The sequence below is a fragment of the Streptomyces sp. NPDC026538 genome (genome assembly GCF_055567535.1).
This window is the reverse complement of sequence record NZ_JBVHQG010000004.1, coordinates 267,207-286,507: the sequence shown is the minus strand read 5'-3', so window position 1 is coordinate 286,507 and position 19,301 is coordinate 267,207. Positions and strand designations below refer to the sequence as shown.

Here is a 19,301-nt window from a genome sequence, read left to right as displayed (position 1 = left end):
ATGCCAGAGCCGCAGTGACAACGGCTGGCACAATGAGCCGAGTTGTCGGTGGGTGATGAGGCAGCAGGTGAGTTCGAGGAACGCTTCATGGATGTCCGAACGGCGTTCTCACAGGTACCGCTGACTATTCATCGACAAATGTGACCGTCTCGTCGAGCGGTGCTCGGCCTGTACGGGTGTAGGGCACTGCGGTGTCCTCGAACCCGATCGACATGCCGCAGAAGAGGATGAGGTCGGCCGGGGGTGACAGGACCTGCGCGACGGTCTTGCGATAGACCGACCACGCCATCTGCGGGCAGCTGTGCAGGCCTTCGGCGCGGAGCAGCAGCATCACGGTCTGCAGATACATGCCCACGTCGGACCACTGGGGCCGGCCCAGGCCTCGGTCGACGTAGCAGAACAGGGCGGCGGGCGCGCCGAAGCAATCCCAGTTCGCCGAGGCGGCCCTCTGACGCGCCTCCCAGTCCTCGTGAGCGATACCGAGTGCGCTGTAGCGCTCCGCACCGAAGGCGGACCGGCGCTCGCGGTACGGGGACTTCAGTGTCGCCGGGTACATCTCGTATTCCCGCTCGTCCCAGGGATCGCACGCGGTCACGCGCCGGCCGGCGAGCTCCTTGAGTTCGGCCAGCGGGCGGCCGGTCAGCACGTAGACGCGCCAGGGCTGGAGGTTCGACCCGGACGGTGCCCAAGCCGCAGCGGAGAGCGCCCGCTCCAGTACCTCTCTCGGGACGGGCCGGTCGATGAATCCACGTACCGCTCGTCGGCTTGTGACCGCCTCGTAGACGTCCACGTTCACCGTCTCCCTCGTCTGCTCTACGTGCCCCCTGTCAGGTCACAAGACCGCCGGACGTAAGACTATGCGCAAAATTGCAAACATTGCAGTAAATGACGGTTTCTGCCCAGTGCGGCCGGCCGTGCGGAAGCATTTGCATCGCGAAAAGTGGTGCAGTGGTCGTGGCGAGCGGTCATCCTGGCGGCTGTCGCCCCACCGCCGAGGCATGTGTCCGGCTGCAACTCCTCCTGCCCGCGCGGAATAGGAGGAGGTCAGGGGCCTGGTGCGGCCGGTTGATCAGATGCCGGTGAGCTGCTTGCCGGAAGGTGGTCTTCCGCCCACAGGAACAGAATGGCCAGGGGGATGAGGAAGGCGTTGCCGTGTGGAGAGAGTGCGTAACGGGTTCGCGATGACAGCTCGGGCCGGACGTCCTGGGCGACCAGGTCGATCGCGGTCAGTTCCTGGAGCCGCTGGGCGAGCATGCGGTTGCTGATGCCGGGGAGGCGCTCGCGAATCTGTGCGAAGTCCGACGGGCCTTTGGCCAGAGCCATGAGGATCAGGCCGTTCCAGCGCCTGCTGAGCAGGGTGAAGGCCCGAGCGATGGCCGGAGAGTCATCGCCCGACTGTGGATGCGCGGTCCGGCGTGCCGGCTGAGGGTGTTGTGGGGTAGGCATGGTGGGTATCCGTACTGTGCCGAAGTTGCTGACGGTCAGGGCCTGATTGCGCACATCACGCGCTCGGCATCAGGTCGTCGCCGTCATGGCGACGGGCGTGGGCGTGCGCGTGACGCCGAGCCGGCACAGCGGTGCCGGACCCGGGCAAGGCCGGGAGCAACTCCCCGGAAGCCGGCGCAGCGGTCTTCGGGCCGCGGGGTTCCCTGATGACCCAGTGGCCGCACATGACTGCTGTGAGCCCGCAGACGCTCCACAGGGCGAGGACGGCAAGATGGCCGGCGTCGGCGTTGCCGTCGAAGTACGTGGTGTTGCGAAGCAGACTGGCTCCGGCGCCCGGGGGCAGCCACTGGCCTACGGAGTCCACGCCCTTGGGAAGCATCTCCGGAGCGGAGGTGGCGCCGGAGAAGGCGTTTCCGACGAAGACCATGAGCGCGGCGCTGAGCCCGAGGCCCGCCGGCCCGAGAAGCCGGATCACGCCGGCAGCGGTGGCGCTGATGGAGAGCAGGTCGAGCGACAGGATCGCCCACGTGGCCACGTGATTGTAGGGCAGCGCCCCGAGGAACCCCTGGGCCACCAGATAGACGCCGAAGGCCGCCACGGCGCATGCGACGAGAAGTGTCAGCACTCGGTGCCGCGGACGGGCCAGGCCGCGAGCCATCGTGACAAACGCCCCGATCAGGATGCCGCAGATCGTGAGCGGGAAAACCGATGAGCTGAACACCACACCCCGGGGGTCTCCTGTGGCGACGGGCACCACGTCGATCGCCTTCGCGAGGACCTTCACCGACGAATCAGCACTGGCGGCTCCCTGCGGGGCGGCCTTCCGCCGGGCAGCGCCCTGCTGGGCCGCCTGCTTGTGGGCCTTCGCCGGGGAATGCGCACCGCCGGCCTCCTGCTCGGCAGCCTTTCGCTCGGCAGCCTTCTGCCGGACGGCCAGCTGCTGGGTGGCCTTGTCGGCCAACTGCTGTCCGACATCGGTCAGAAGCTGGGCCACGGAGGGGCTGGCGGCGGTGGCCTTCAGCACCGTGACGCCGTGGCCGGAGATGGCGAAGGCGCCGTAGACGTCCCGGTTCCTGATCGCCGACCGCGCGGCCTGCTGGTCGGGATAGAGGTGGAAGTCGAACGCGCCGGGCATCTCATGGGTCAGTCCCTCCACCGCGCGCTGGCCGGCCGGACCCGTGCCCACGATCCCGACCGGCACGTCGCGCGGCGAGATCCGCCCCGCCGGCCAGGCGAACGCCATCACCGCCAGAGTGATCACTATGGGCAGCACCACGGCGGCGATGGCTACTTCTCGCCATGCCTGGTGTCGTGACAAGGGGTTCCTCACAGCCTGGCCTCACAAAAAAGAATGATCGTTTTTCTTGAGTCCTCAGTTTGGCCTTTCTGTCGGTAGACGTCAACACGAATGTTCGTTTTCTTTGCTAGGCTGGCCTCATGCCCAAGGTCACCCAGCAGCACATGGACGCCCGTCGCGCGCAGATCCTGGACGCGGCGCGCCGTTGTTTTCTCCGTGACGGGTTCCACTCCACGTCCATGCAGGACCTGTTCGCGGAGGCGGGACTGTCCGCGGGTGCGGTGTATCGGCACTTCACCAGCAAGGACGAGATGATCCTCGCGATCGCCGAGGAGAACATGCGTGATGTCCTCGACAACACGCTCGCCATCGCCACGAACCAGCAGGACCAGTCCATTGGGGCGGTCCTCGCGGAACTGCTCGACGTGATTCGGGCCAAGTCCGTCGAGGAGGACGTGGCCGGCCTCGCGGTTCTGGTCTGGGGAGAGGCCATGCGCAACCGCTCGCTGGCGCGCAAGCTCGACCATCTCATGGGCCGCATACGCGCAAATCTGGTGACCTTGGTCCGTGAGCACCAGGAAAGCGGTGGTCTGCCCGCGAACGCGACGGCCGAGGGGATCGCATCAACGATGCTCTCCATCCTCCCCGGCTACATCCTCCAAGTGGCGCTGCTCGATCAGGCTGCTGTGGCCGAGGTGCCTGACGCGGTGCGGGCGTTGTGGCCGGGCCCGGCCGGTGAGCGCTGAGCGCTCTCGCCGCAGACAGGGCTGCACGCTGGTCACAGGTGGGATATCCGTGGGCCAGGGCGCGGCGGGGTCATGCGGACGGCGCCGGCGGCCGTCAGCCTCTGCGGCATCGGAGCCGATGCGGCCGTCGCCGGACCGCAGCACACGGCGCGGTGCGGCATCGCTGTGGCCACCACGCACATGGGCGGCCCGCCCGGCGGTGGCCGCAGGCACTCCCAAGCACGCCGTCCGCAGGTACGCCGCCATGATGGAGACGACCGCCTCGCGGTCACGGTCGGCGTGGTCCGCAATCCGCCACAGGGCGTAGACGACCCCGATCCACATGTCCGGCTTGCCGCCGCCGAGTTGATCCACGACCCAGCTGGAGCGCTCGGTGATGTTCCCCTCGCGGATGGCGTTCAGCCCGTCGTGGCTGACGCGCAACTGCCGTCATGAGGGGTGCCCGTGGGGCTGTCGCCGGGTAATGGGAAGTCGTCGTCACCGTCACGTCGGCGTGGGGGAGGGCGAAGCCCACCCATCGGCCGTGCCGGTGCAGTGGCCTCGCAGCAGCTCGCCCCGTTCGCCGCCGACCGGTTCGCCCTCGCCCGGCAAGTGCCGGGCGAGGGCGGGGAACATCGCGCGGTCCGGTCCAAGGGGCGCGGCTGGGCGCCGAGCCGACAGCGCAGCGGTGTGTTCTGACGGCTTGTCCGATCCTGGTGGTCACCGTCGCCGCCAAGACCGCGCGGTCGTGCGGATCAGCTGGTGCGGGCCGCGGCGGTGATGACGTTGGCCACGGCGCCGGGATGGGAGACCGGAGAGAGGTGCGAGGAGTCGATCTCCTGCACCTTGGCGTGTGCGACCTTCGCCGTCGCCTCCTGCGCGGCGGCCGGAATTATCTTGTCCTGGCGCCCGATCAGAGCCCACGACGGGATTGTCTTCCACGCCGGGTCACCCGACGGCTGGGTGACCGCGGAAGCCGCGAGTGGGCGCTGGGCCGCAACGATCTGGTTCTGCTGTTTGGCGGACAGATCCTGGGCGAACGAGGAGCGCACGACCTGTGGCTTCAGGTAGAGGTCCGCGTCCCCGGCCGATGCGCCCGGGAAGGGGACGAGGTTGAACACCGACGTCGGATCCGGCACGATCACTCCCGAACCGGGCTGGGAACCGGCGATCTCCCCTGCGGACTGGCCCTTCGCCGGGATGAAGGCGTCGATGTACACGAGCGCTTTGACGTTGGTGTTGCCGAGGGCGGCGTTCGTGATGACCATGCCGCCGTACGAGTGGCCGACCAGTACGATCGGTCCTTTGACCGTCTTGAGGTAGTCGGCCAGGTAAGCGGCATCGCTGCTCACACCGCGCAGCGGGTTCGGCGGGGCCACGACGTGGTATCGCCTGCTCCTCAGCCGGGTGATGACGCCGTTCCAGCTCGATCCGTCGGCCCAGGCGCCGTGCACGAGGACGACAGTCGGCTTGCTCGCAGCGGCGGACCGGGTGGGCGAGGTGGCCGAGGACGGCGAGCTCGATGCACGCGCGGGGCCGACCGTGGCGACGAGGAGAGCGGCTCCGACGCTGGCCGTAGCCAGGACGGCGAGCGAAGTTCGGGTGCGTCGGTATAGAGAAAGACGGTTCATGAAAGGCCCTTTCGAGGCATAGGCCGAATTTCGGCCGTTTCGGAAAATCGGATCGAATTGGTTGCGACAGTGCGCGGTCGCAAGTCATGGGAGGGCAGCCCTTGGAGAGGGATGTCCCGGGCTTGCCGGAAATGGGCGCGGCCACGGATCGACCGGGATCAGTGAGCTCTTTGAGCGCCGTGGCTTCAGGGCGCGGACAGCTTGTGCTCAGGTTGTGTGAGCCACGCCGGCGGCACAGCCGGTTGGCGCCGAGTCCCGACGTCGCGCGGTCCGTCGACTGTTCAACACGACGGAGGCTGTCGCTGAGCGGCGGCGATGGCTTCGATCTGCTCGTTGAGCGCCACGAGTTCTTCGCGAAGCGCGTTGATACGCGTTTGAAGTTCGGCGGCTTCGGCGGTCAGGGCTACGACTGTGGCCGCCAGGCCGGTGCCGTTCTCCGTGGCTTGCGTCATCGTGTGTCCTTCCGCTGGATACGCCGGCAGGCGTCTCGCGGCCTAGGCGCCTTGTGCCCGGTCCAGCCGCACGGCACGGATGTCGAGAGTCACCTTCACCTTGTCGCTGATCAGAACTCCGCCCGTGGCGAGGGCCCTGTTACCGTCGAGCCGCCAGTCGGAACGCTGCAAAGTGGCCGTGCCCGTGAAACCGACACGGTTCTGGCGGTGAGCGTCCCGGCTCGCTCCGCAGTACCGGAGGTCGACCTGGACGGGCAGTTCGATGTCCTTGATCAGGAGGTATCCCGCCATGCGGAAGCGGTCGTGACCGGCATGGAGGATTCCGCCCGAGCGGAAGCTCATGAGAGGGAACGTCGCGGCATCGAGGAAACCCGGGCCTGTGACATGCGCGTCCCGTTCCGGATAACCCGTGTCAACGCTACAGGTCTGGGCACTGAGGAAGGCTTCGGACCGAGTGGGACATTTTCCGTCGAGCTTGACTATCCCCTCGAAGGCGGTGAATTTTCCGCGCACGTTCGTGACCATGCCGTACCGGACGGAAAACCCGATCGTGCTGTGGACCGGGTCGATGGCGTAGACGCCGGTCAGCCCTGCAAAGGGGGCGGTGCGATAAATGGTGGTTTCCATGCGGTTGAACATGGCGAGCCGGTCCTTCGTGCGTGGATCTCTGACGGGGGCGCATTCTGCGGGGAATGTGCGTCCGGGGCGGCCCCCGGCTGCCGCCAGGGGCCGCTCGCGGGGCCTACTGCTGCTGCTCAAGCCATTCGGTGAACCGGGTCGCGGCGATATGCGCGTCAGGACCTGGCACGAGCGTGGTCTCCTTCAGCTCGGCACCGGAGTACGGGGCGCTCGGGTCAGTGACGACCGTGCGGGTGTCGTCCTTGTCGGCGAGTACCTGACGGATGAGTTCGTCGAGCTGGAACACGTCCGGGCCGGCGACCTCCACCACTCCGTTGACCGGGGCGCCGACCGCGGTGCGGCCGACGGCCGCGGCCACGTCGTCGGAGTAGATGGGCTGGAACTTGACGGGGGCCAGACGCACGGTGTCGCCTTCGGTCGAGATGTCCGCGATCCCGCTGACGAACTCGAAGAACTGAGTCGCGTGCACGATGGAGTACGGGATGTCGGAGGCCTTGATCAGCTCTTCCTGCGCCTGCTTGGCACGGAAGTAGCCGCTCTCCTGAAGGCGGTCGGTGCCGACCACGGACAGCGCCACGTGGTGCGTCACGCCGGCGTCCGCCTCGGCCTTCAGGAGATTGGTGGTCGAGGTGCGGAAGAAGTTCATGACTTCTTCGTCGATCCACGAGGGGGAGTTGGACACATCGATCACGATCGACGCGCCCCGCAGTGCCTCGGACAGCCCTTCGCCGGTCAGAGTGTTGACGCCGGTGTTGGGCGAGGCCGCGACCGCCTCGTGCCCGTACTCGTTGAGCTTGCCCATCAGCTTCGAGCCGATGAGCCCGGTTCCACCGATCACTACGACCTTCATAGCAGTGTCCTTTCGTAGGTATTCATGCTGCGGCGCGCGGCTGTGACGAGTTCCTCGTCGGCGCCGAAAGAATTTCGGTCCGCACCAGGAGAGACCGGACAGCAGACCTATTTATGACAAGGATTCGTAAGAATCGAGAAAAGCAAGGCTGTTCAACCGGTTGCGACACGGCGTTATTCGGCGAGCTTTCCATCGGTCGAGACCTCTGCCATGAGAGAGGAGATCTCGTCGGGGATGGCAGGAATGCTTTCGCGGGTGATGCCGGCCGTGGGCGACCACACGAGGTTGACCTGCTGAGCGGGGTCCAGGTGGGGGTAGTCGCTGCGGTTGTGGCAGCCGCGGGTCTCACGACGCTCAAGTGCTGCTTCGAGGGTGGCCCGGGCCGACAGTGCCGCGGACTTGAGATCAAAGGCGTGCGCGAGATCCTGGAAGCCGGCGATGTCCGGGTGCACGCCGACGTCCTCCATCCTCTTCTCGATCGCCGTGAGCTCCGCGAGCCCGGTGCGCAGGCCTTGTTCGTCGCGTACGACTCCGGCGTGCTCTGTCATGGTGTTGCGGATGGCGCGCTGCAGGGCGCGGACGTTCTCCGGTCCGTCGGCCACCAGCAGATCGTCGATCTCCGCGCGGGCCTGTGCGACGGCCGACGCCGACCGCGGCTGGGCGGTCAGGGACTGCGAGTAGGCGGCGGCCGCCTGGCCCGTGATGCGGCCGAAGACCAGCAGTTCGATGAGACTGTTCCCCCCGAGGCGATTGGCACCGTGCAGGCCGCTCGACGCCTCACCGATGGCGTACAGACCGCGCACGTCGGTGCTGTGGTCCTCGTGCCGCACCCACACCCCACCCATCGAATAGTGCGCGGTGGGCGCGATCTCGATGGGATCGCGGGTGATGTCCAGCATCTGCAGGTCGAGCAGGGTCTGGTAGACACGGGGGAGACGCGTCATGATCGTCTGCCGTGGCAGATGGGAGACGTCGAGCCACACTCCGCCCTTGGGCGTCCCCCGCCCTTCCTTGATCTCCGTGTAGGAGGCCAGGGCCACGCGGTCACGGGTCGACAACTCCATGCGCGCAGGGTCGTAGCGGTTCATGAACCGCTCGCCGAGCGCGTTGCGCAGGATGCCGCCCTCACCGCGCGCGGCCTCGCTGACGAGGGTGCCGGCCGCGTTCTCGGGCTCGATGATCCCGGAGGGATGGAACTGCACCAGTTCGGGGTCGCGCAGACGGGCGCCGGCCTCCACGGCCAGGCGGAACGAGTCGCCTGTGTTCTCGTCGCGCCGGGAGGACGTCCGCCGCCAGATCCGGGTGTGGCCACCAGCGGCAAGAATGACGGCGTCGGCGTGGATCAAATACCGCGTGCCATGGGTGAGATCGAAGCCGTAGGCACCGAAGACGGCGCCGTCGTGGACCAGAAGCCGTGTGATGTAGACGCCGTCGAGAACCGGAACGTTCAGCTGGTCCGCGCGCCGGATGAGCGTGCGCTGGATCTCCAGACCGGTGTAGTCGCCGGCAAACGCCGTCCGCCGGAACTTGTGCGCGCCGAAGAACCGCTGGGAGATCCGGCCGTCCTCCTCGCGAGCGAAGGCCATGCCGTAGCGTTCCAGGTCGCCGATGCCCCGAGCGGCGCCCTGGGCGACGATCTCCACGGTGCGGGGATCGGCGAGCAGATAGCTCTCCTTGAGCGTGTCCGCTGCGTGCTGCTGCCAGCTGTCCTCGGGATCCATGGTGCCGAGGGCCGCGTTGATTCCTCCGGCGGCGAGAGCCGTGTGCGCGTCCTCCTTGGGGCGCTTGCCGACCGCGAGGACGTCGACACCGGCCTCGGCCAGTTCGATCGCCGCTCGGAGCCCAGCACCTCCCGTTCCGATCACCAGCACCATGGTGGAAATACGTTGTTCGCTGATAGCCACGACCTACTCCGATCGCCGAGGGATTGTCACTCAGTACGACCGGGATGTTCCGGAATCTGTGACACCTTTCGTGGCTTCCCCGTCAGCGGGCCACCGCGACCGTGCTCCCGCAATGCCCCCCCGGCGAGGTTCTGGGTGGGTCAGGCGCGGGCCGTCACAACCTCGTGGGCTTCACGGTCATATCTCCAGTCGACCACCGTCCTGTCGAGCCGGCCGACCACTGATCATCTCCGTCGGGCAAAGGAGCGGAAGATGCCGTACGTCATTGCCCAGCCTTGCACCGACGCCGGTCGATGACGGTGCTTGCCTCATCGAGCGCCCAGTGGACTGCCACTCACGCACACCCGTCAGCCGGGTCGAGGCCGGGAACCGGCACGGTCCGAGGCGAACGCGGTGGCCTGCTCGCCCCCACCAGCGGTTCGGAGCAGGCAGGCTGCGAGGCCATGGGCGGCTGGTGGCGACGGCGTCGCCGGTGAGGAAATGAGGCAGTAAGTGGGAACGACCCTTCACTCCGGAGGCCGGGCCTTCCGGCCGAGCTCCGCGTCGGGCGCTGCTCAACGTCCCGACCTCCGTTTGCGCCATGAGCGGCTGGCGTTCGCCAGGATGCGTACGTCTAAGGACCGGTTCGCAGACGCGATCACTGCCTTCGCGGGCACGATGGGCTTCGTGTACGTCCATGCCGTCTGGTTCGCGGTGTGGGTCGCCCTCAACCTCAGGCTGTTCGGCTCTATTGCGGTCTTCGGCCCCTACCCCTTCGGGCTGCTCACCATGATCGTGAGCCTGGAGGCCATTTTCCTGTCCACATTCGTCATGGTGAGCCAGAATCGGCAAGTCGCACGTGAGAACGTCCGGGCCGACCTGGATTTCGAGACCGGTCTTCGCGCCGAGGTCTGGACGGTGCACATAGGCAAGGCGCTCGGCCTGAATCCGCAGGAGATCGAGCTTCACGTCCAGGAGATCATCCAGCAGAGCAAGATCGCGATGGAACCGGGGTCCGGGGTTCCGCCGGTGGCCCCGGATGTGCTGTGAACGTGGCCTCACGACGACTGAGGCTCGGTCTGCCCGGTGCCGCGCAACCGGCCGGATGTTGTTCAACGGACAGAGGCTCGCTCGGCCACCTGCCGGTGGAGGCTCGTACCACTGTCACGGCATGGGGTGGCGGGCACGATGCTTCGGGTGGTCGGCCGGCGCCGGGCCGGTCGGTCTCCCCTTTCCGTAGCCGTCGTGTGCCGGCACGACGCACACAACGGCTACGGAAACGACGTGCAGCTGGACAGGCAGCCTTCGCCGTCGGCTAGGAGGCCAGCCTGATGCTTGTCGGTGTTCCCCGCTGGGCCATCTTCGTGTAAGGGCACAGTGAATCGGCCTTCTCCACGAGTGGGGCGGCGACGGCAAGGTCGATGTCCGGCCACCTGACCTCGAGGTCGACGTGCAACAAGTAGCCGCCGTCTTCCGGGTCCCGCCCGAAAGCCACGGTCGCCACCACGGAGATCGCCGCGGGGTCGAGCGCGGCCTGCCGTGCGACCAGACTCAGCGCCCCGTGAAAGCAGGCGGCCATGCCGGCGGCGAACAACTGCTCGGGATTCGTTCCCTGGCCGTCTCCTCCCAGCTCTGCGGGCATGCGCAGGTCGAGATCCAGGACTCCGTCGCCCGAGCGGGCCCTTCCCGAGGCCCGCCCGTGACTCACCATCCCCCCGCTCACCGTCACGGCCGTGGTGTAGATCGGGGCGAAGGTCTCGCCGTCGAAGTCCTTGTCGGTGGACAGATGGGGCAACCTGGTCCGCTCGGTCATGGCATGACTCCGTCAGCGGCGCAGTACACGGCCGGGCGCTGAGCCGAGATCGACCAGGGCAAGGTCGCGTCCGTCGGCCTTTTCACGTCACACGGCCTCTTTGCGCCGAGCCGCCAAGCGATACCAGACTCCGGGCCGGGGACAGAGCCCGACGGCCTGGTAGTGTCGTATGCCATATTTGGTGCACCTTCGCGTATGGAGGGTTTCCAGATCCGGACAGTCAGTTGACAGACACGTCCCCACTGTTGTGACAGCCGGTGGTGTGCGGCTCGCTCGGCGATTGCCTCGGCCCTGGCCATACGAACAGACCCCTTATGGTCGTCGCCCGTCCTTGCCCTGGGCTGAGTACACGAACCTGCCCTCGGCGCTCGGGCAGCATGTGGCCGGGCCAAACCCGTATTGCCCACCTATAGTGGCTTATAACTCACTTCAGGCGTACTGGCGACGAAAGGGCACGTCATGAAGCTCGCAGTCATCGGCGGTACCGGGCTCATCGGGTCGCAGGTCGTCAGGAACCTGACCGCCGCCGGGCACGAGGCGGTACCGCACTCGAAGTCCACCGGTGTCGACGTGCTCAGCGGCCAGGGGGTGGACGAGGCGCTGGCCGGAGCCGACGTCGTCGTCAACCTGACGAATTCCCCGACCTTCGACGAGGCCTCCCCGGCCTTCTTCCAGACCTCGATGGACAACCTTGTGGCCGCGGCCCGCAGGGGCGGCGTCGGCCACTTCGTCGTCCTCTCGATCGTCGGCGTGGACCAGGTGCCGGAGATGGACTACTACCGGGCCAAGACGCTCCAGGAGCACATCCTCGCGACCGGGCCGGTCCCCTACTCGATCGTCCGGGCGACGCAGTTCATGGAGTTCATGGACGACGTCATTTCCTGGACCTCCGACGCCGACACCGTCCGGCTGCCCGCCACGCCCATCCAGCCCATCGCGGCCGCGGACGTGGCCGCGGCGGTGGCGGAGGTCGCCGCGGGCGCCCCGCTCAACGGTATCCGCAACATCGCAGGCCCCGACGTCTTCACCCTGGACGAGCTGGGGCGGCTCACCTTGTCCCACAAGGGCGACAACCGTACCGTCGTCACCGATCCCACCGCCGGCATGTTCGCCGTGGTCAAGGGCGACGTCCTCATCGACAAGGACGCCCACCTCGCCCCCACCCGCTACACCGACTGGCTCGCCTGAGGAACTCGAGCGCTCACAGGCGAACGACCGTCGCCGGGGGACGCGAGCCGGCGCCGCGCAGAGCAGGGCTTTTGGGGGTACAGGCCATGTGCCCCATCCGCATCCGTAGTCGAGATCGGTGGCGTGCCTGCTGATCCCGCCCTTGGCGGACGCCTGCCGGGGCGCACGGTTGAAGCCGGTCATGCTGTCACGACGGCGGGCCCGACGACTTGGCCGTGCCCCGAGCCTGCAGCACCGCCATGGCAGGAGCCATGGCGGTGCTGCAGTGGAACGGCGGTTCCTGGAGTGGCCGACTCGGCTGCGCCACCCAAGGCACGCCGGCATGCCGCAGTGCGCGGACGGCCAGGGCCGCGAACAGTGCTGCCAGCGTGCAGCAGTACACACTCCGCGCGGAACCGGCCTGTGCGCAGGCGGGAGCTCAGTCCGTGGGCCGCGGGGCCCGCAGGTGGGCCCGCTCCTTCAGTTCCTCGTCGTCGACCAGGGTGAGCATCGGCTGGTTCGGCGCGCACATCATGAACACGATGTACTTGGCCGGCGCGTCCGACGAGGCGTTGCCGTTCTGGTAGTGGATCACGTCACCGCCCGGCTCCCAGAACGTCTCACCGGCCTTGAGCAGGTGCTCCGGCTCGCCCTCGAGCTCCCACCGGACCGCTCCTTCGAGAACGTAGCCGAAACACGGCCCCGAGTGACGGTGCGGAGGAGTCCCAGGGTGACCGGGAGCCCACTCGACGAGGACAGTCATTCCCGAAGCACCCTCGGGAATGAAAGGCGGCTTGACGTCCGCCAGCATCTTGGGTCCGAAGCCGTCCTCTGAGTGCATTTCGTGCATTGTGCTACACCTCCGTAGACCGGCCCGGAACGGACGATCTCGCGTCGGCGGTTCCGGGCACACAACAACTTGCTTTACAGCGAACTCAGAGCGCGGACCGCATTTGTGACACGCCGCGGGCCTCTGAAGCCTTTTCCCGCGCCAAGGCAGCGGTGACGCGGACAAGCACCGTCCGCGTCCGGTTGAGCCCGACCCGGCTCAGCCGAACATGCCGACCTTGTAGCTGCCGGCCGGCTGCTGGGTGATGATGTTGATGCGGTTGTAGGCGTTGATGATGGCAATGAGGGTCGTCAGCGCGGTGAGCTGGTCCTCGTCGAAGTGCTCGGCGGCGTTCGCCCATGCCTCGTCGGTGACTCCACCGGCCGCGTCCGCGACGCGGGTGCCCTGCTCGGCCAGTTCCAGCGCGGCGCGCTCGGCCTCGGTGAAGACCGTCGCCTCCCGCCAGGCGGCGATCAGGTTGAGCCGCACCGAGGACTCCCCGGCGTGGGTGGCCTCCTTGGTGTGCATGTCGGTGCAGAATCCGCAGCCGTTGATCTGGCTGGCGCGGACCTCCACCAGATACTGAACGGTGGCAGGCAGCGTCGAGTCGGACAGGGCCTTGCTGGCCGTGAAGAGCTGCTTGAGCACCTTGCCCGCGAAGGGATTGCCGTAGTAGTTGAGACGTGCGTCCATTGGTCCTCCAGGCGAAATTGCCGGTACGCACAACTGACCGGACAGCCCGGCAAGGTGTGACACCGAAGCGCAGTGTGATGCAGGCCTCAGTGACCATGTCGTTCTCGTACAGCTGCGGCTGCGGGGCGCGCCTGGAAGGACTTCAGCAATCTCACAGTGTCGAGGACTGTCACAAAGGTGGCACGAGGGCGGTCCAAGATGTTGGGAACGGCTGACTTCACCCAACCCACGCACATCTCTGACCGGTCGACATCGGAGTACCTCCGTGTCGGCAGTCGGTGTCTCCCCTGACTCCGCTGTGACAGAAAGGCCGCCATGAGTGATCCGTCCCGGCCCACTGGGTTCTCTGCGACGAGCGAGCTCGACCAACTACCCGACTGGGACACCGAGGAGACCGCCGAATGGCAGGCGTCACTCGACGCTGTCGTGCGGAACGCGGGGCCGGACAGGGCGGTGTACTTGTTGCGACGAGTACACGAGCACGCGGCCAGGTCCGGGATCACCCTGCCCGGGCTCCTGTCCTCGGACTACATCAACACGATCCCGGCGTCCGCGCAGCCCGTCTTTCCCGGTGATGTCGCCGTGGAGTCCAGGATCACCGCCGTGAACCGCTGGAACGCTGCAGCGATGGTGACACGCGGCTCCCGTCTGGGGCTCGGCGGCCACATAGCCACCTATGCTTCGGCGGCATGGCTCTACGAGGTCGGGTTCAACCATTTCTTCAAAGGCAAGAACGGGGACGGCTCGGGCGATCAGCTGTACATGCAGGGGCATGCATCGCCCGGCATCTACGCCCGCGTGTTCCTGGAAGGGCGCCTCGACGAGAAGCAGTTGGACAGTTTCCGACGTGAGGCCGGCGGCCACGGACTGCCGTCGTACCCCCACCCCCGCCGCCTCCCGTGGCTGTGGGAGTTTCCGACCGTTTCCATGGGACTTGGTCCGCTCGCCGCCATCTACCAGGCTCGGTTCAACCGCTACCTGCACGCGCGCGGCATCAAGGACACATCCGGGTCCCGCGTATGGGCATTCCTCGGGGACGGGGAAATGGACGAGCCCGAGGCGATGGCCGCGTTGGCGCTCGCCGCCCGCGAGCGGCTCGACAACCTCACCTTCGTCATCAACTGCAACCTGCAGCGCCTGGACGGCCCCGTACGGTCGAATTCCAAGATCGTTCAGGAACTTGAGGGCCGGTTCCGCGGTGCGGGCTGGAACGTCGTGAAGTCCCTCTGGGGCGAGGCTTGGGACGCCGTGCTGCGACAGGACACCACGGGGGCTCTTGTCCACCGCCTGGGCGAGGTGCCCGACGCCCAGATGCAGACGTACGCCGCGCGGGACGCCGCCTACATACGCGAGCACTTCTTCACCGGCGATGCGCTGTCCGGCATCGCCGGTCGGCTCAGCGACGCTCAGCTCACCGATCTGTTCGAGAACTCGCGCGGCGGGCACGAACCGCTCAAGGTCCATGCCGCCTATCGCGCCGCAGTCCAGCACCGTGGCGCACCGACCGTCATCCTCGCCCAGACGGTGAAGGGGCACACACTGGGCGCGGGTTTCGAGTCCCGCAACGCCAATCATCAGATGAAGAAGCTGACCATGGCGCAGTTCCGTGACATGCGGGACGTGCTTGAACTTCCCATTCCCGACAGTGCGTTGAGCGGCGACCTGGTGCCGTACTGGCACCCCGGTGAGAATTCGGAAGAGGTGCAGTACCTGCGCGATCGGCGTACGGCTCTGGGAGGTCCCGCCCCGGTTCGCAAGGTGGTCGCCAAGCCGATGCAGCAGCCCCCGGCCGCGCCCTTCGAGTCCCTGACGAAGGGCTTCGGCAAACAAGAGGTGGCCACCACCATGGCTCTTGTCCGACTGGTCAAGGACCTGATGCGCGTCGAGGAGACGGGGCGGCGCTGGGTGCCGATCATCCCCGACGAGGCCCGTACGTTCGGCATGGAGTCCCTGTTTCCGACAGCCGGCATCTACTCGCCGCACGGCCAGACGTACGAACCGGTCGACGCGGATCACCTGCTCTACTACCGCGAAGCCAAGAACGGCCAGCTCATCGACGAGGGCATCACCGAGGCCGGCTCCATGGCCGAGTTCACCGCTGCGGCAACCGCGTACGCCACACATGGCGAGCCCATGATCCCGTTCTACATGTTCTACGCCATGTTCGGTTTCCAGCGAACCGGCGACCAGTTCTGGGCCCTGGCAGACCAGATGGGGCGCGGGTTCGTCATCGGGGCGACGGCCGGCCGTACGACGATGACCGGTGAGGGGCTGCAGCACGCCGACGGACATTCCCACCTGCTGGCATCCGCGAATCCGGCTGCCGTGAGCTACGACCCTGCCTTCGCGTACGAGATCGCGGTGATCGTCAGGGAAGGGCTGCGACGGATGTACGGCGACCGGCCCGAAGACGTCTTCTACTACCTGACGGTATACAACGAGCCCAAGCAGCAGCCGGCCATGCCAACCGGGCCGGAGGTCGAGGAGGGGATCCTGCGGGGCATGTACCGGTTCCGGCAGGCCGAGCCACTGGGCGCGGGCCCGCGGATCCAGTTGCTGGCTTCCGGCACGGCCGTCCACTGGGTGCTGGAGGCCCAGGAACTGCTCACGTCCCAGTGGGGAGTCCAGGCTGACGTGTGGTCGGTGACCTCCTGGACGGAGCTGCGCCGCGATGCCTTGAACGCCGACGCAGCACGGCTTCGGGGTGAGGAGCGCGTCCCGTATGTGACCGCTGCGCTGACGGGCACTACAGGCCCCGTTCTGGCGGTCAGCGACTGGATGCGGCAGGTGCCCGATCAGATCAGCCAGTGGGTCGAGCAGGACTACACGTCGCTGGGAACGGACGGCTTCGGGCTGTCGGACACCCGTGACGCCGTACGTCGCTATTTCCACGTCGACGCCGAGTCGATCGTCGTTGCCGCCTTGGACCAGTTGGCGCGGGCCGGCGCAATCGCCCAGGAGACGGTTGTCCGAGCCCGCGATCGCTACGGCTGGCCGCAGTGAGCACCTCGTCGAGGGGGTGGCGCCGTGGAAGTGAACCTGCGGACTGCGGGGCGTGGAGAGACCAAGGGCGCCGGGGCGCCCTGCGATTGCATGAGGAGTAACCGAAGTCGTTGGCGAACGACGGGGGCGACGGCGGGCGTCGGCAACGTCGGCGTGTGCCGTACTGGTCGATCCGGTGTGCCTGCTCGACCGAGGGAGACATGATGTCCCCGACGATTCGCAGGGCCGTGATCCCTGCTGCTGGACTCGGCTCCCGTCTGCTGCCTCTGACGAAGGCGATACCCAAGGAGATGCTCCCGGTCGGCGACAAGCCGGTCATCGAGCACACCGTGCGCGAGCTGGTGGACTCCGGCATCACCGATGTCACCATCGTCGTCTCCGGCGGGAAGAGCCTCATCCAGGACCATTTCCGCCCCAACCCCACCCTCGTCGAACAGCTCCGCAAAGACGGTAGGACGTCCCACGCCGACGCGGTGGAGGAAGTCGCGGAGCTGGCCCGCCAGGGCCACATCACCTACCTCCACCAGTACGGCCCGTACGGCAACGGCACTCCGGTGCTCAACGCTGCCCATGCCTTCGGCGACGAACCGGTGCTGGTGCTGTGGCCCGACGACGTCTTCGTGGCCGAGGTACCCCGTGCCCAGCAGCTGATCCGCGCGTATGAGTAGACCGGCTGCCCGGTGCTGGCCCTCATGCCGATGGACCCCGCCGACTCCCAGCGCTACGGCGTGCCCGTCGTCAAGGAAGACCTCGGAGACGGTCAGCTGCGCATCACCGGCCTGGTCGAAAAGCCCGAGCCCGCTACCGCCCCGTCCTCGTACGCGGCCATCGGCGGCTACGTCGTCACCACCGGCATCGTCGACGAACTGCGCGAGCAGACCCGCCGCTGGTACGAGCACCGCACCGGCGAGGTCTACCTGACCGACGCCATCAACGCCTACGCCTCCACCCGGGCCGTGTACGGGCAGGTCATCAAGGGCCGTTGGTACGACACCGGCAATCCGGCCGACTACCTCGTCGCGCAGATGGCGTCCGCCCTCGCCCACCCCGAGTACGGCCCTGTCCTGCGCGGCCTGGTCACCGCACCGGATGCCGACCGTGCTGTCGCCCCACAGGCGGAAACCAATATCTGAGCTGGTGTTTTCCCTCTTGGGTCGGGCACGCGCAGGGATCGGCTCAGGACAGGGAGCAGCCAGGCCTGGGCAGCCGGCCGAAGTGAACCTCGACGGCGACGACGAACCGCTCCGTCAGCTCCTCGAAGTCGACTGAGGCCGGCGACTCCACCGCGAGGACCTGGCGCAATATGGCGAGGCCGACCAGTTGTGCGGACACCGGAGACGTGAACGTCGGTGTCCGCTCGGTCTCCTCGGTGGTGATCCGGCCCAAGCACGACGCGAAGGTCGCCTCGATCTCGTTGCCGAACCGCTTCCCGCAGGCGGTCGTCATGGCGACCGGCCGCCGGCATCTGTCGCCGCGGTCGCGCCGCAGCGGGCACGGATGATGGCGATCACGGTGTCGGTGGTGCGGTCCAGGTAGCTGCGGCCATCCGGCAGATGCGCCTCGGGGCTGATGTAGCTGCGCGGCCCGACGTGGGTGGCCGGGTCGAGCCGATGAACGGTGATCTTCCCGGCGCGAAGGGCCCGATTCCATTGGCTATGGCGGAACAGCCGCCAGCGTTGAGGAAATATCCAGGTTCCGACCCGCTCGATCCGGTCGTTCGCGCTGGTGAGCTGATGCACGCGCTCGGCGTGGGTGAGGTCGTTGGCACCGTTGTGGAATCCGCCGAGCATGATCAGCAGGAGCGGGGAGCGCAGCTGGGCGTGCAATGCGCCGACCGCCCCGGCGGCTACCTGGGCGCCGCCGCTGTAGCTGAGCAGCACCACGGGGATACCGCTGTCGGGCTGGTAGCCGGCAAGCCGGAGTTGAGCGGTGATCTGGGAGCCGACTGCCCGGTCGTACAGAGGACGGTACCGGTGGTCGGCGGCGACGAAAGTCTGCATGACATTGTGCAGGAACAGCAGCAGACCGACGCGGCGACCCACCCACGACCACACCGGCCGGTCGGCAAGCGGTTCTGCCAGTGGTGAGTAGGGCTGCACCTGACCCAGTACCCGCAGTTCCGGCGCTCCGGCGATCAGGGCCTCGACCAGCTGGCCGCCGTCGCGAGTGTCGCGGAAGCGGCGCTTCCCGATACCGTCCAGATAGACCAGGTAGGCATCCGGGGGACTGTCAGGGTCCGCGCCCCGGGCGTAGGGCACATCCTTCGGGAGCTCGACGGCGGGGCTCCGCCAGCCGGCGCTGTAGGCCAGTACCTCATGGCGGGCCAGCAGAGCTTCAACGAGCAGAACCAGCCCGAGCGCGCAGACCCAGAGCAGGAAGAGGTTCATGCGAGCGCCTCCGGAGCCCGGGGCGCACTGATCCTCACGACCAGGCGCCGAACAGCCTCCACAGCAACCCCCAGGCCTACCCCGGCGACGGCCACACAAGTGGCGGCGGACCACCAGCCCAGCCCGGTCGCCGCGGCGAGTGGACCGGCCAGACCGGCTCCGACCCCGACAAAGAGCAGCAGGTGGAACAGGGGTCCGAGCAACGGGAACGCGAGGACGGCCGCGAGCACCAGCGGGGCGACCAGGGCGGCTGTCCACACCAACCCGTCGCCTGGCGGGGGAGGGGACTGCACCAGCTCGGCCAAGGTCTGTGCGGTCAGTGGCCACAGTGCGAACACCGCACCCTCCGCCAAGCCACCGGCCAGCAGCAACCAGGCCACAGCAGTCCGTGACATGCCGGGCCGGCGCGCCGTCATGGGCAGGATGCGCCCGGCGGCCTCCGACACCCCGGCGAACAACAAGAGCAGGACGACGACAGGTGACATC

19 protein-coding genes and 1 pseudogene are annotated in these 19,301 nt (G+C 67.4%); 6 read left to right on the top strand and 14 right to left on the bottom strand.

The window, feature by feature from the left end; all coding sequences use genetic code 11:
* Nucleotides 1–124: 124 nt before the first annotated feature.
* From ACZ4N4_RS18365 to ACZ4N4_RS18355, 3 genes are all read right to left on the bottom strand, one after another.
* Complete coding sequence (locus ACZ4N4_RS18365) at nt 125–790, bottom strand: nitroreductase (RefSeq protein WP_467589738.1); 666 nt, start codon at nt 788–790, stop codon at nt 125–127.
* A gap of 254 nt (nt 791–1,044) precedes the next feature.
* Nucleotides 1,045–1,500 (bottom strand): winged helix-turn-helix transcriptional regulator, encoded by a 456-nt coding sequence (locus ACZ4N4_RS18360; RefSeq protein ID WP_467589736.1) that lies wholly within the window; start codon nt 1,498–1,500, stop codon nt 1,045–1,047.
* 1 nt (nt 1,501) lies between these two features.
* Complete coding sequence (locus ACZ4N4_RS18355; RefSeq protein WP_467589733.1) at nt 1,502–2,764, bottom strand: ABC transporter permease; 1,263 nt, start codon at nt 2,762–2,764, stop codon at nt 1,502–1,504.
* 119 nt (nt 2,765–2,883) lie between these two features.
* On the opposite strand from ACZ4N4_RS18355, the gene ACZ4N4_RS18350 reads away from it, so the two are divergent.
* Nucleotides 2,884–3,489 (top strand): TetR/AcrR family transcriptional regulator, encoded by a 606-nt coding sequence (locus ACZ4N4_RS18350; protein ID WP_467589730.1) that lies wholly within the window; start codon nt 2,884–2,886, stop codon nt 3,487–3,489.
* Between the two features lie 534 nt (nt 3,490–4,023).
* Nucleotides 4,024–4,167 carry a hypothetical protein gene (locus ACZ4N4_RS18345; protein ID WP_467589727.1) on the top strand — a complete coding sequence of 48 codons (144 nt, stop codon included), beginning with the start codon at nt 4,024–4,026 and terminating at the stop codon, nt 4,165–4,167.
* Between the two features lie 56 nt (nt 4,168–4,223).
* Here ACZ4N4_RS18345 and ACZ4N4_RS18340 read toward each other — a convergent pair whose 3' ends face one another.
* The 5 genes from ACZ4N4_RS18340 to ACZ4N4_RS18320 all read right to left on the bottom strand — a co-directional run bounded on the left by ACZ4N4_RS18340 (nt 4,224) and on the right by ACZ4N4_RS18320 (nt 8,914).
* Nucleotides 4,224–5,099, bottom strand: coding sequence for an alpha/beta fold hydrolase (locus ACZ4N4_RS18340; RefSeq protein ID WP_467589724.1), 876 nt, complete (start codon nt 5,097–5,099; stop codon nt 4,224–4,226).
* 281 nt (nt 5,100–5,380) lie between these two features.
* Entirely contained in the window at nt 5,381–5,551 is a 171-nt protein-coding gene (locus tag ACZ4N4_RS18335) for a hypothetical protein (protein ID WP_467589721.1), read from the bottom strand.
* A gap of 42 nt (nt 5,552–5,593) precedes the next feature.
* A complete protein-coding gene (locus ACZ4N4_RS18330; protein ID WP_467589718.1) occupies nt 5,594–6,190 on the bottom strand; it encodes a YceI family protein in 597 nt (198 codons plus the stop codon).
* A gap of 103 nt (nt 6,191–6,293) precedes the next feature.
* On the bottom strand, nt 6,294–7,040 hold the full coding sequence (locus ACZ4N4_RS18325) for an SDR family oxidoreductase (protein WP_467589715.1): 747 nt from the start codon (nt 7,038–7,040) through the stop codon (nt 6,294–6,296).
* A gap of 173 nt (nt 7,041–7,213) precedes the next feature.
* Nucleotides 7,214–8,914 (bottom strand): L-aspartate oxidase, encoded by a 1,701-nt coding sequence (locus ACZ4N4_RS18320; protein WP_467590631.1) that lies wholly within the window; start codon nt 8,912–8,914, stop codon nt 7,214–7,216.
* 633 nt (nt 8,915–9,547) lie between these two features.
* Between ACZ4N4_RS18320 and ACZ4N4_RS18315 the strand changes: the two genes are divergently transcribed.
* Entirely contained in the window at nt 9,548–9,973 is a 426-nt protein-coding gene (locus tag ACZ4N4_RS18315; protein WP_467589712.1) for a DUF1003 domain-containing protein, read from the top strand.
* A 265-nt stretch (nt 9,974–10,238) separates the two neighbouring features.
* On the opposite strand, the gene ACZ4N4_RS18310 is transcribed toward ACZ4N4_RS18315, so the two are convergent.
* Nucleotides 10,239–10,736, bottom strand: a complete 498-nt coding sequence (locus ACZ4N4_RS18310) for an Ohr family peroxiredoxin (RefSeq protein WP_467589709.1) — start codon at nt 10,734–10,736, stop codon at nt 10,239–10,241.
* A 459-nt stretch (nt 10,737–11,195) separates the two neighbouring features.
* Here ACZ4N4_RS18310 and ACZ4N4_RS18305 point away from each other — a divergent pair, with 459 nt between their 5' ends.
* Nucleotides 11,196–11,924: an SDR family oxidoreductase gene (locus ACZ4N4_RS18305; RefSeq protein ID WP_467589706.1), complete on the top strand. Its 729-nt coding sequence runs from the start codon at nt 11,196–11,198 to the stop codon at nt 11,922–11,924.
* A 418-nt stretch (nt 11,925–12,342) separates the two neighbouring features.
* Here the strand turns inward: ACZ4N4_RS18305 and ACZ4N4_RS18300 are convergent, their stop codons facing one another.
* Both ACZ4N4_RS18300 and ACZ4N4_RS18295 read right to left on the bottom strand, forming a co-directional pair.
* Entirely contained in the window at nt 12,343–12,753 is a 411-nt protein-coding gene (locus tag ACZ4N4_RS18300; RefSeq protein ID WP_467589704.1) for a cupin domain-containing protein, read from the bottom strand.
* A 198-nt stretch (nt 12,754–12,951) separates the two neighbouring features.
* Complete coding sequence (locus ACZ4N4_RS18295; protein ID WP_467589701.1) at nt 12,952–13,425, bottom strand: carboxymuconolactone decarboxylase family protein; 474 nt, start codon at nt 13,423–13,425, stop codon at nt 12,952–12,954.
* A 315-nt stretch (nt 13,426–13,740) separates the two neighbouring features.
* Between ACZ4N4_RS18295 and aceE the strand changes: the two genes are divergently transcribed.
* Together aceE and ACZ4N4_RS18285 are read left to right on the top strand one after the other, a co-directional pair.
* A complete protein-coding gene (gene aceE / locus ACZ4N4_RS18290; protein ID WP_467589698.1) occupies nt 13,741–16,428 on the top strand; it encodes a pyruvate dehydrogenase (acetyl-transferring), homodimeric type in 2,688 nt (895 codons plus the stop codon).
* Between the two features lie 203 nt (nt 16,429–16,631).
* Nucleotides 16,632–17,561: pseudogene (locus ACZ4N4_RS18285) on the top strand (UTP--glucose-1-phosphate uridylyltransferase).
* Nucleotides 17,562–17,604: 43 nt separating this feature from the next.
* Here ACZ4N4_RS18285 and ACZ4N4_RS18280 read toward each other — a convergent pair.
* The 3 genes from ACZ4N4_RS18280 to ACZ4N4_RS18270 are packed head-to-tail and all read right to left on the bottom strand — an operon-like array spanning nt 17,605 to nt 19,300.
* Entirely contained in the window at nt 17,605–17,874 is a 270-nt protein-coding gene (locus ACZ4N4_RS18280) for a hypothetical protein (protein ID WP_467589695.1), read from the bottom strand.
* A complete protein-coding gene (locus ACZ4N4_RS18275; RefSeq protein ID WP_467589692.1) occupies nt 17,871–18,815 on the bottom strand; it encodes a hypothetical protein in 945 nt (314 codons plus the stop codon). The genes ACZ4N4_RS18280 and ACZ4N4_RS18275 overlap by 4 nt, the downstream gene beginning before the upstream one ends.
* On the bottom strand, nt 18,812–19,300 hold the full coding sequence (locus tag ACZ4N4_RS18270; protein ID WP_467589690.1) for a hypothetical protein: 489 nt from the start codon (nt 19,298–19,300) through the stop codon (nt 18,812–18,814). The genes ACZ4N4_RS18275 and ACZ4N4_RS18270 overlap by 4 nt, the downstream gene beginning before the upstream one ends.
* Between the last annotated feature and the right edge of the window lies 1 nt (nt 19,301).

Coding starts and splice junctions, on each gene's coding strand:
- ACZ4N4_RS18350 (WP_467589730.1), top strand. CDS start 2,884: ATGCCCAAGGTCACCCAGCAGCACATGGACGCCCGTCGCGCGCAGATC.
- ACZ4N4_RS18340 (WP_467589724.1), bottom strand. CDS start 5,099: ATGAACCGTCTTTCTCTATACCGACGCACCCGAACTTCGCTCGCCGTC.
- ACZ4N4_RS18335 (WP_467589721.1), bottom strand. CDS start 5,551: ATGACGCAAGCCACGGAGAACGGCACCGGCCTGGCGGCCACAGTCGTA.
- ACZ4N4_RS18330 (WP_467589718.1), bottom strand. CDS start 6,190: ATGTTCAACCGCATGGAAACCACCATTTATCGCACCGCCCCCTTTGCA.
- ACZ4N4_RS18325 (WP_467589715.1), bottom strand. CDS start 7,040: ATGAAGGTCGTAGTGATCGGTGGAACCGGGCTCATCGGCTCGAAGCTG.
- ACZ4N4_RS18320 (WP_467590631.1), bottom strand. CDS start 8,914: ATGGTGCTGGTGATCGGAACGGGAGGTGCTGGGCTCCGAGCGGCGATC.
- ACZ4N4_RS18315 (WP_467589712.1), top strand. CDS start 9,548: ATGCGTACGTCTAAGGACCGGTTCGCAGACGCGATCACTGCCTTCGCG.
- ACZ4N4_RS18310 (WP_467589709.1), bottom strand. CDS start 10,736: ATGACCGAGCGGACCAGGTTGCCCCATCTGTCCACCGACAAGGACTTC.
- ACZ4N4_RS18305 (WP_467589706.1), top strand. CDS start 11,196: ATGAAGCTCGCAGTCATCGGCGGTACCGGGCTCATCGGGTCGCAGGTC.
- ACZ4N4_RS18300 (WP_467589704.1), bottom strand. CDS start 12,753: ATGCACGAAATGCACTCAGAGGACGGCTTCGGACCCAAGATGCTGGCG.
- ACZ4N4_RS18295 (WP_467589701.1), bottom strand. CDS start 13,425: ATGGACGCACGTCTCAACTACTACGGCAATCCCTTCGCGGGCAAGGTG.
- aceE (WP_467589698.1), top strand. CDS start 13,741: ATGAGTGATCCGTCCCGGCCCACTGGGTTCTCTGCGACGAGCGAGCTC.
- ACZ4N4_RS18280 (WP_467589695.1), bottom strand. CDS start 17,874: ATGACGACCGCCTGCGGGAAGCGGTTCGGCAACGAGATCGAGGCGACC.
- ACZ4N4_RS18275 (WP_467589692.1), bottom strand. CDS start 18,815: ATGAACCTCTTCCTGCTCTGGGTCTGCGCGCTCGGGCTGGTTCTGCTC.
- ACZ4N4_RS18270 (WP_467589690.1), bottom strand. CDS start 19,300: ATGTCACCTGTCGTCGTCCTGCTCTTGTTGTTCGCCGGGGTGTCGGAG.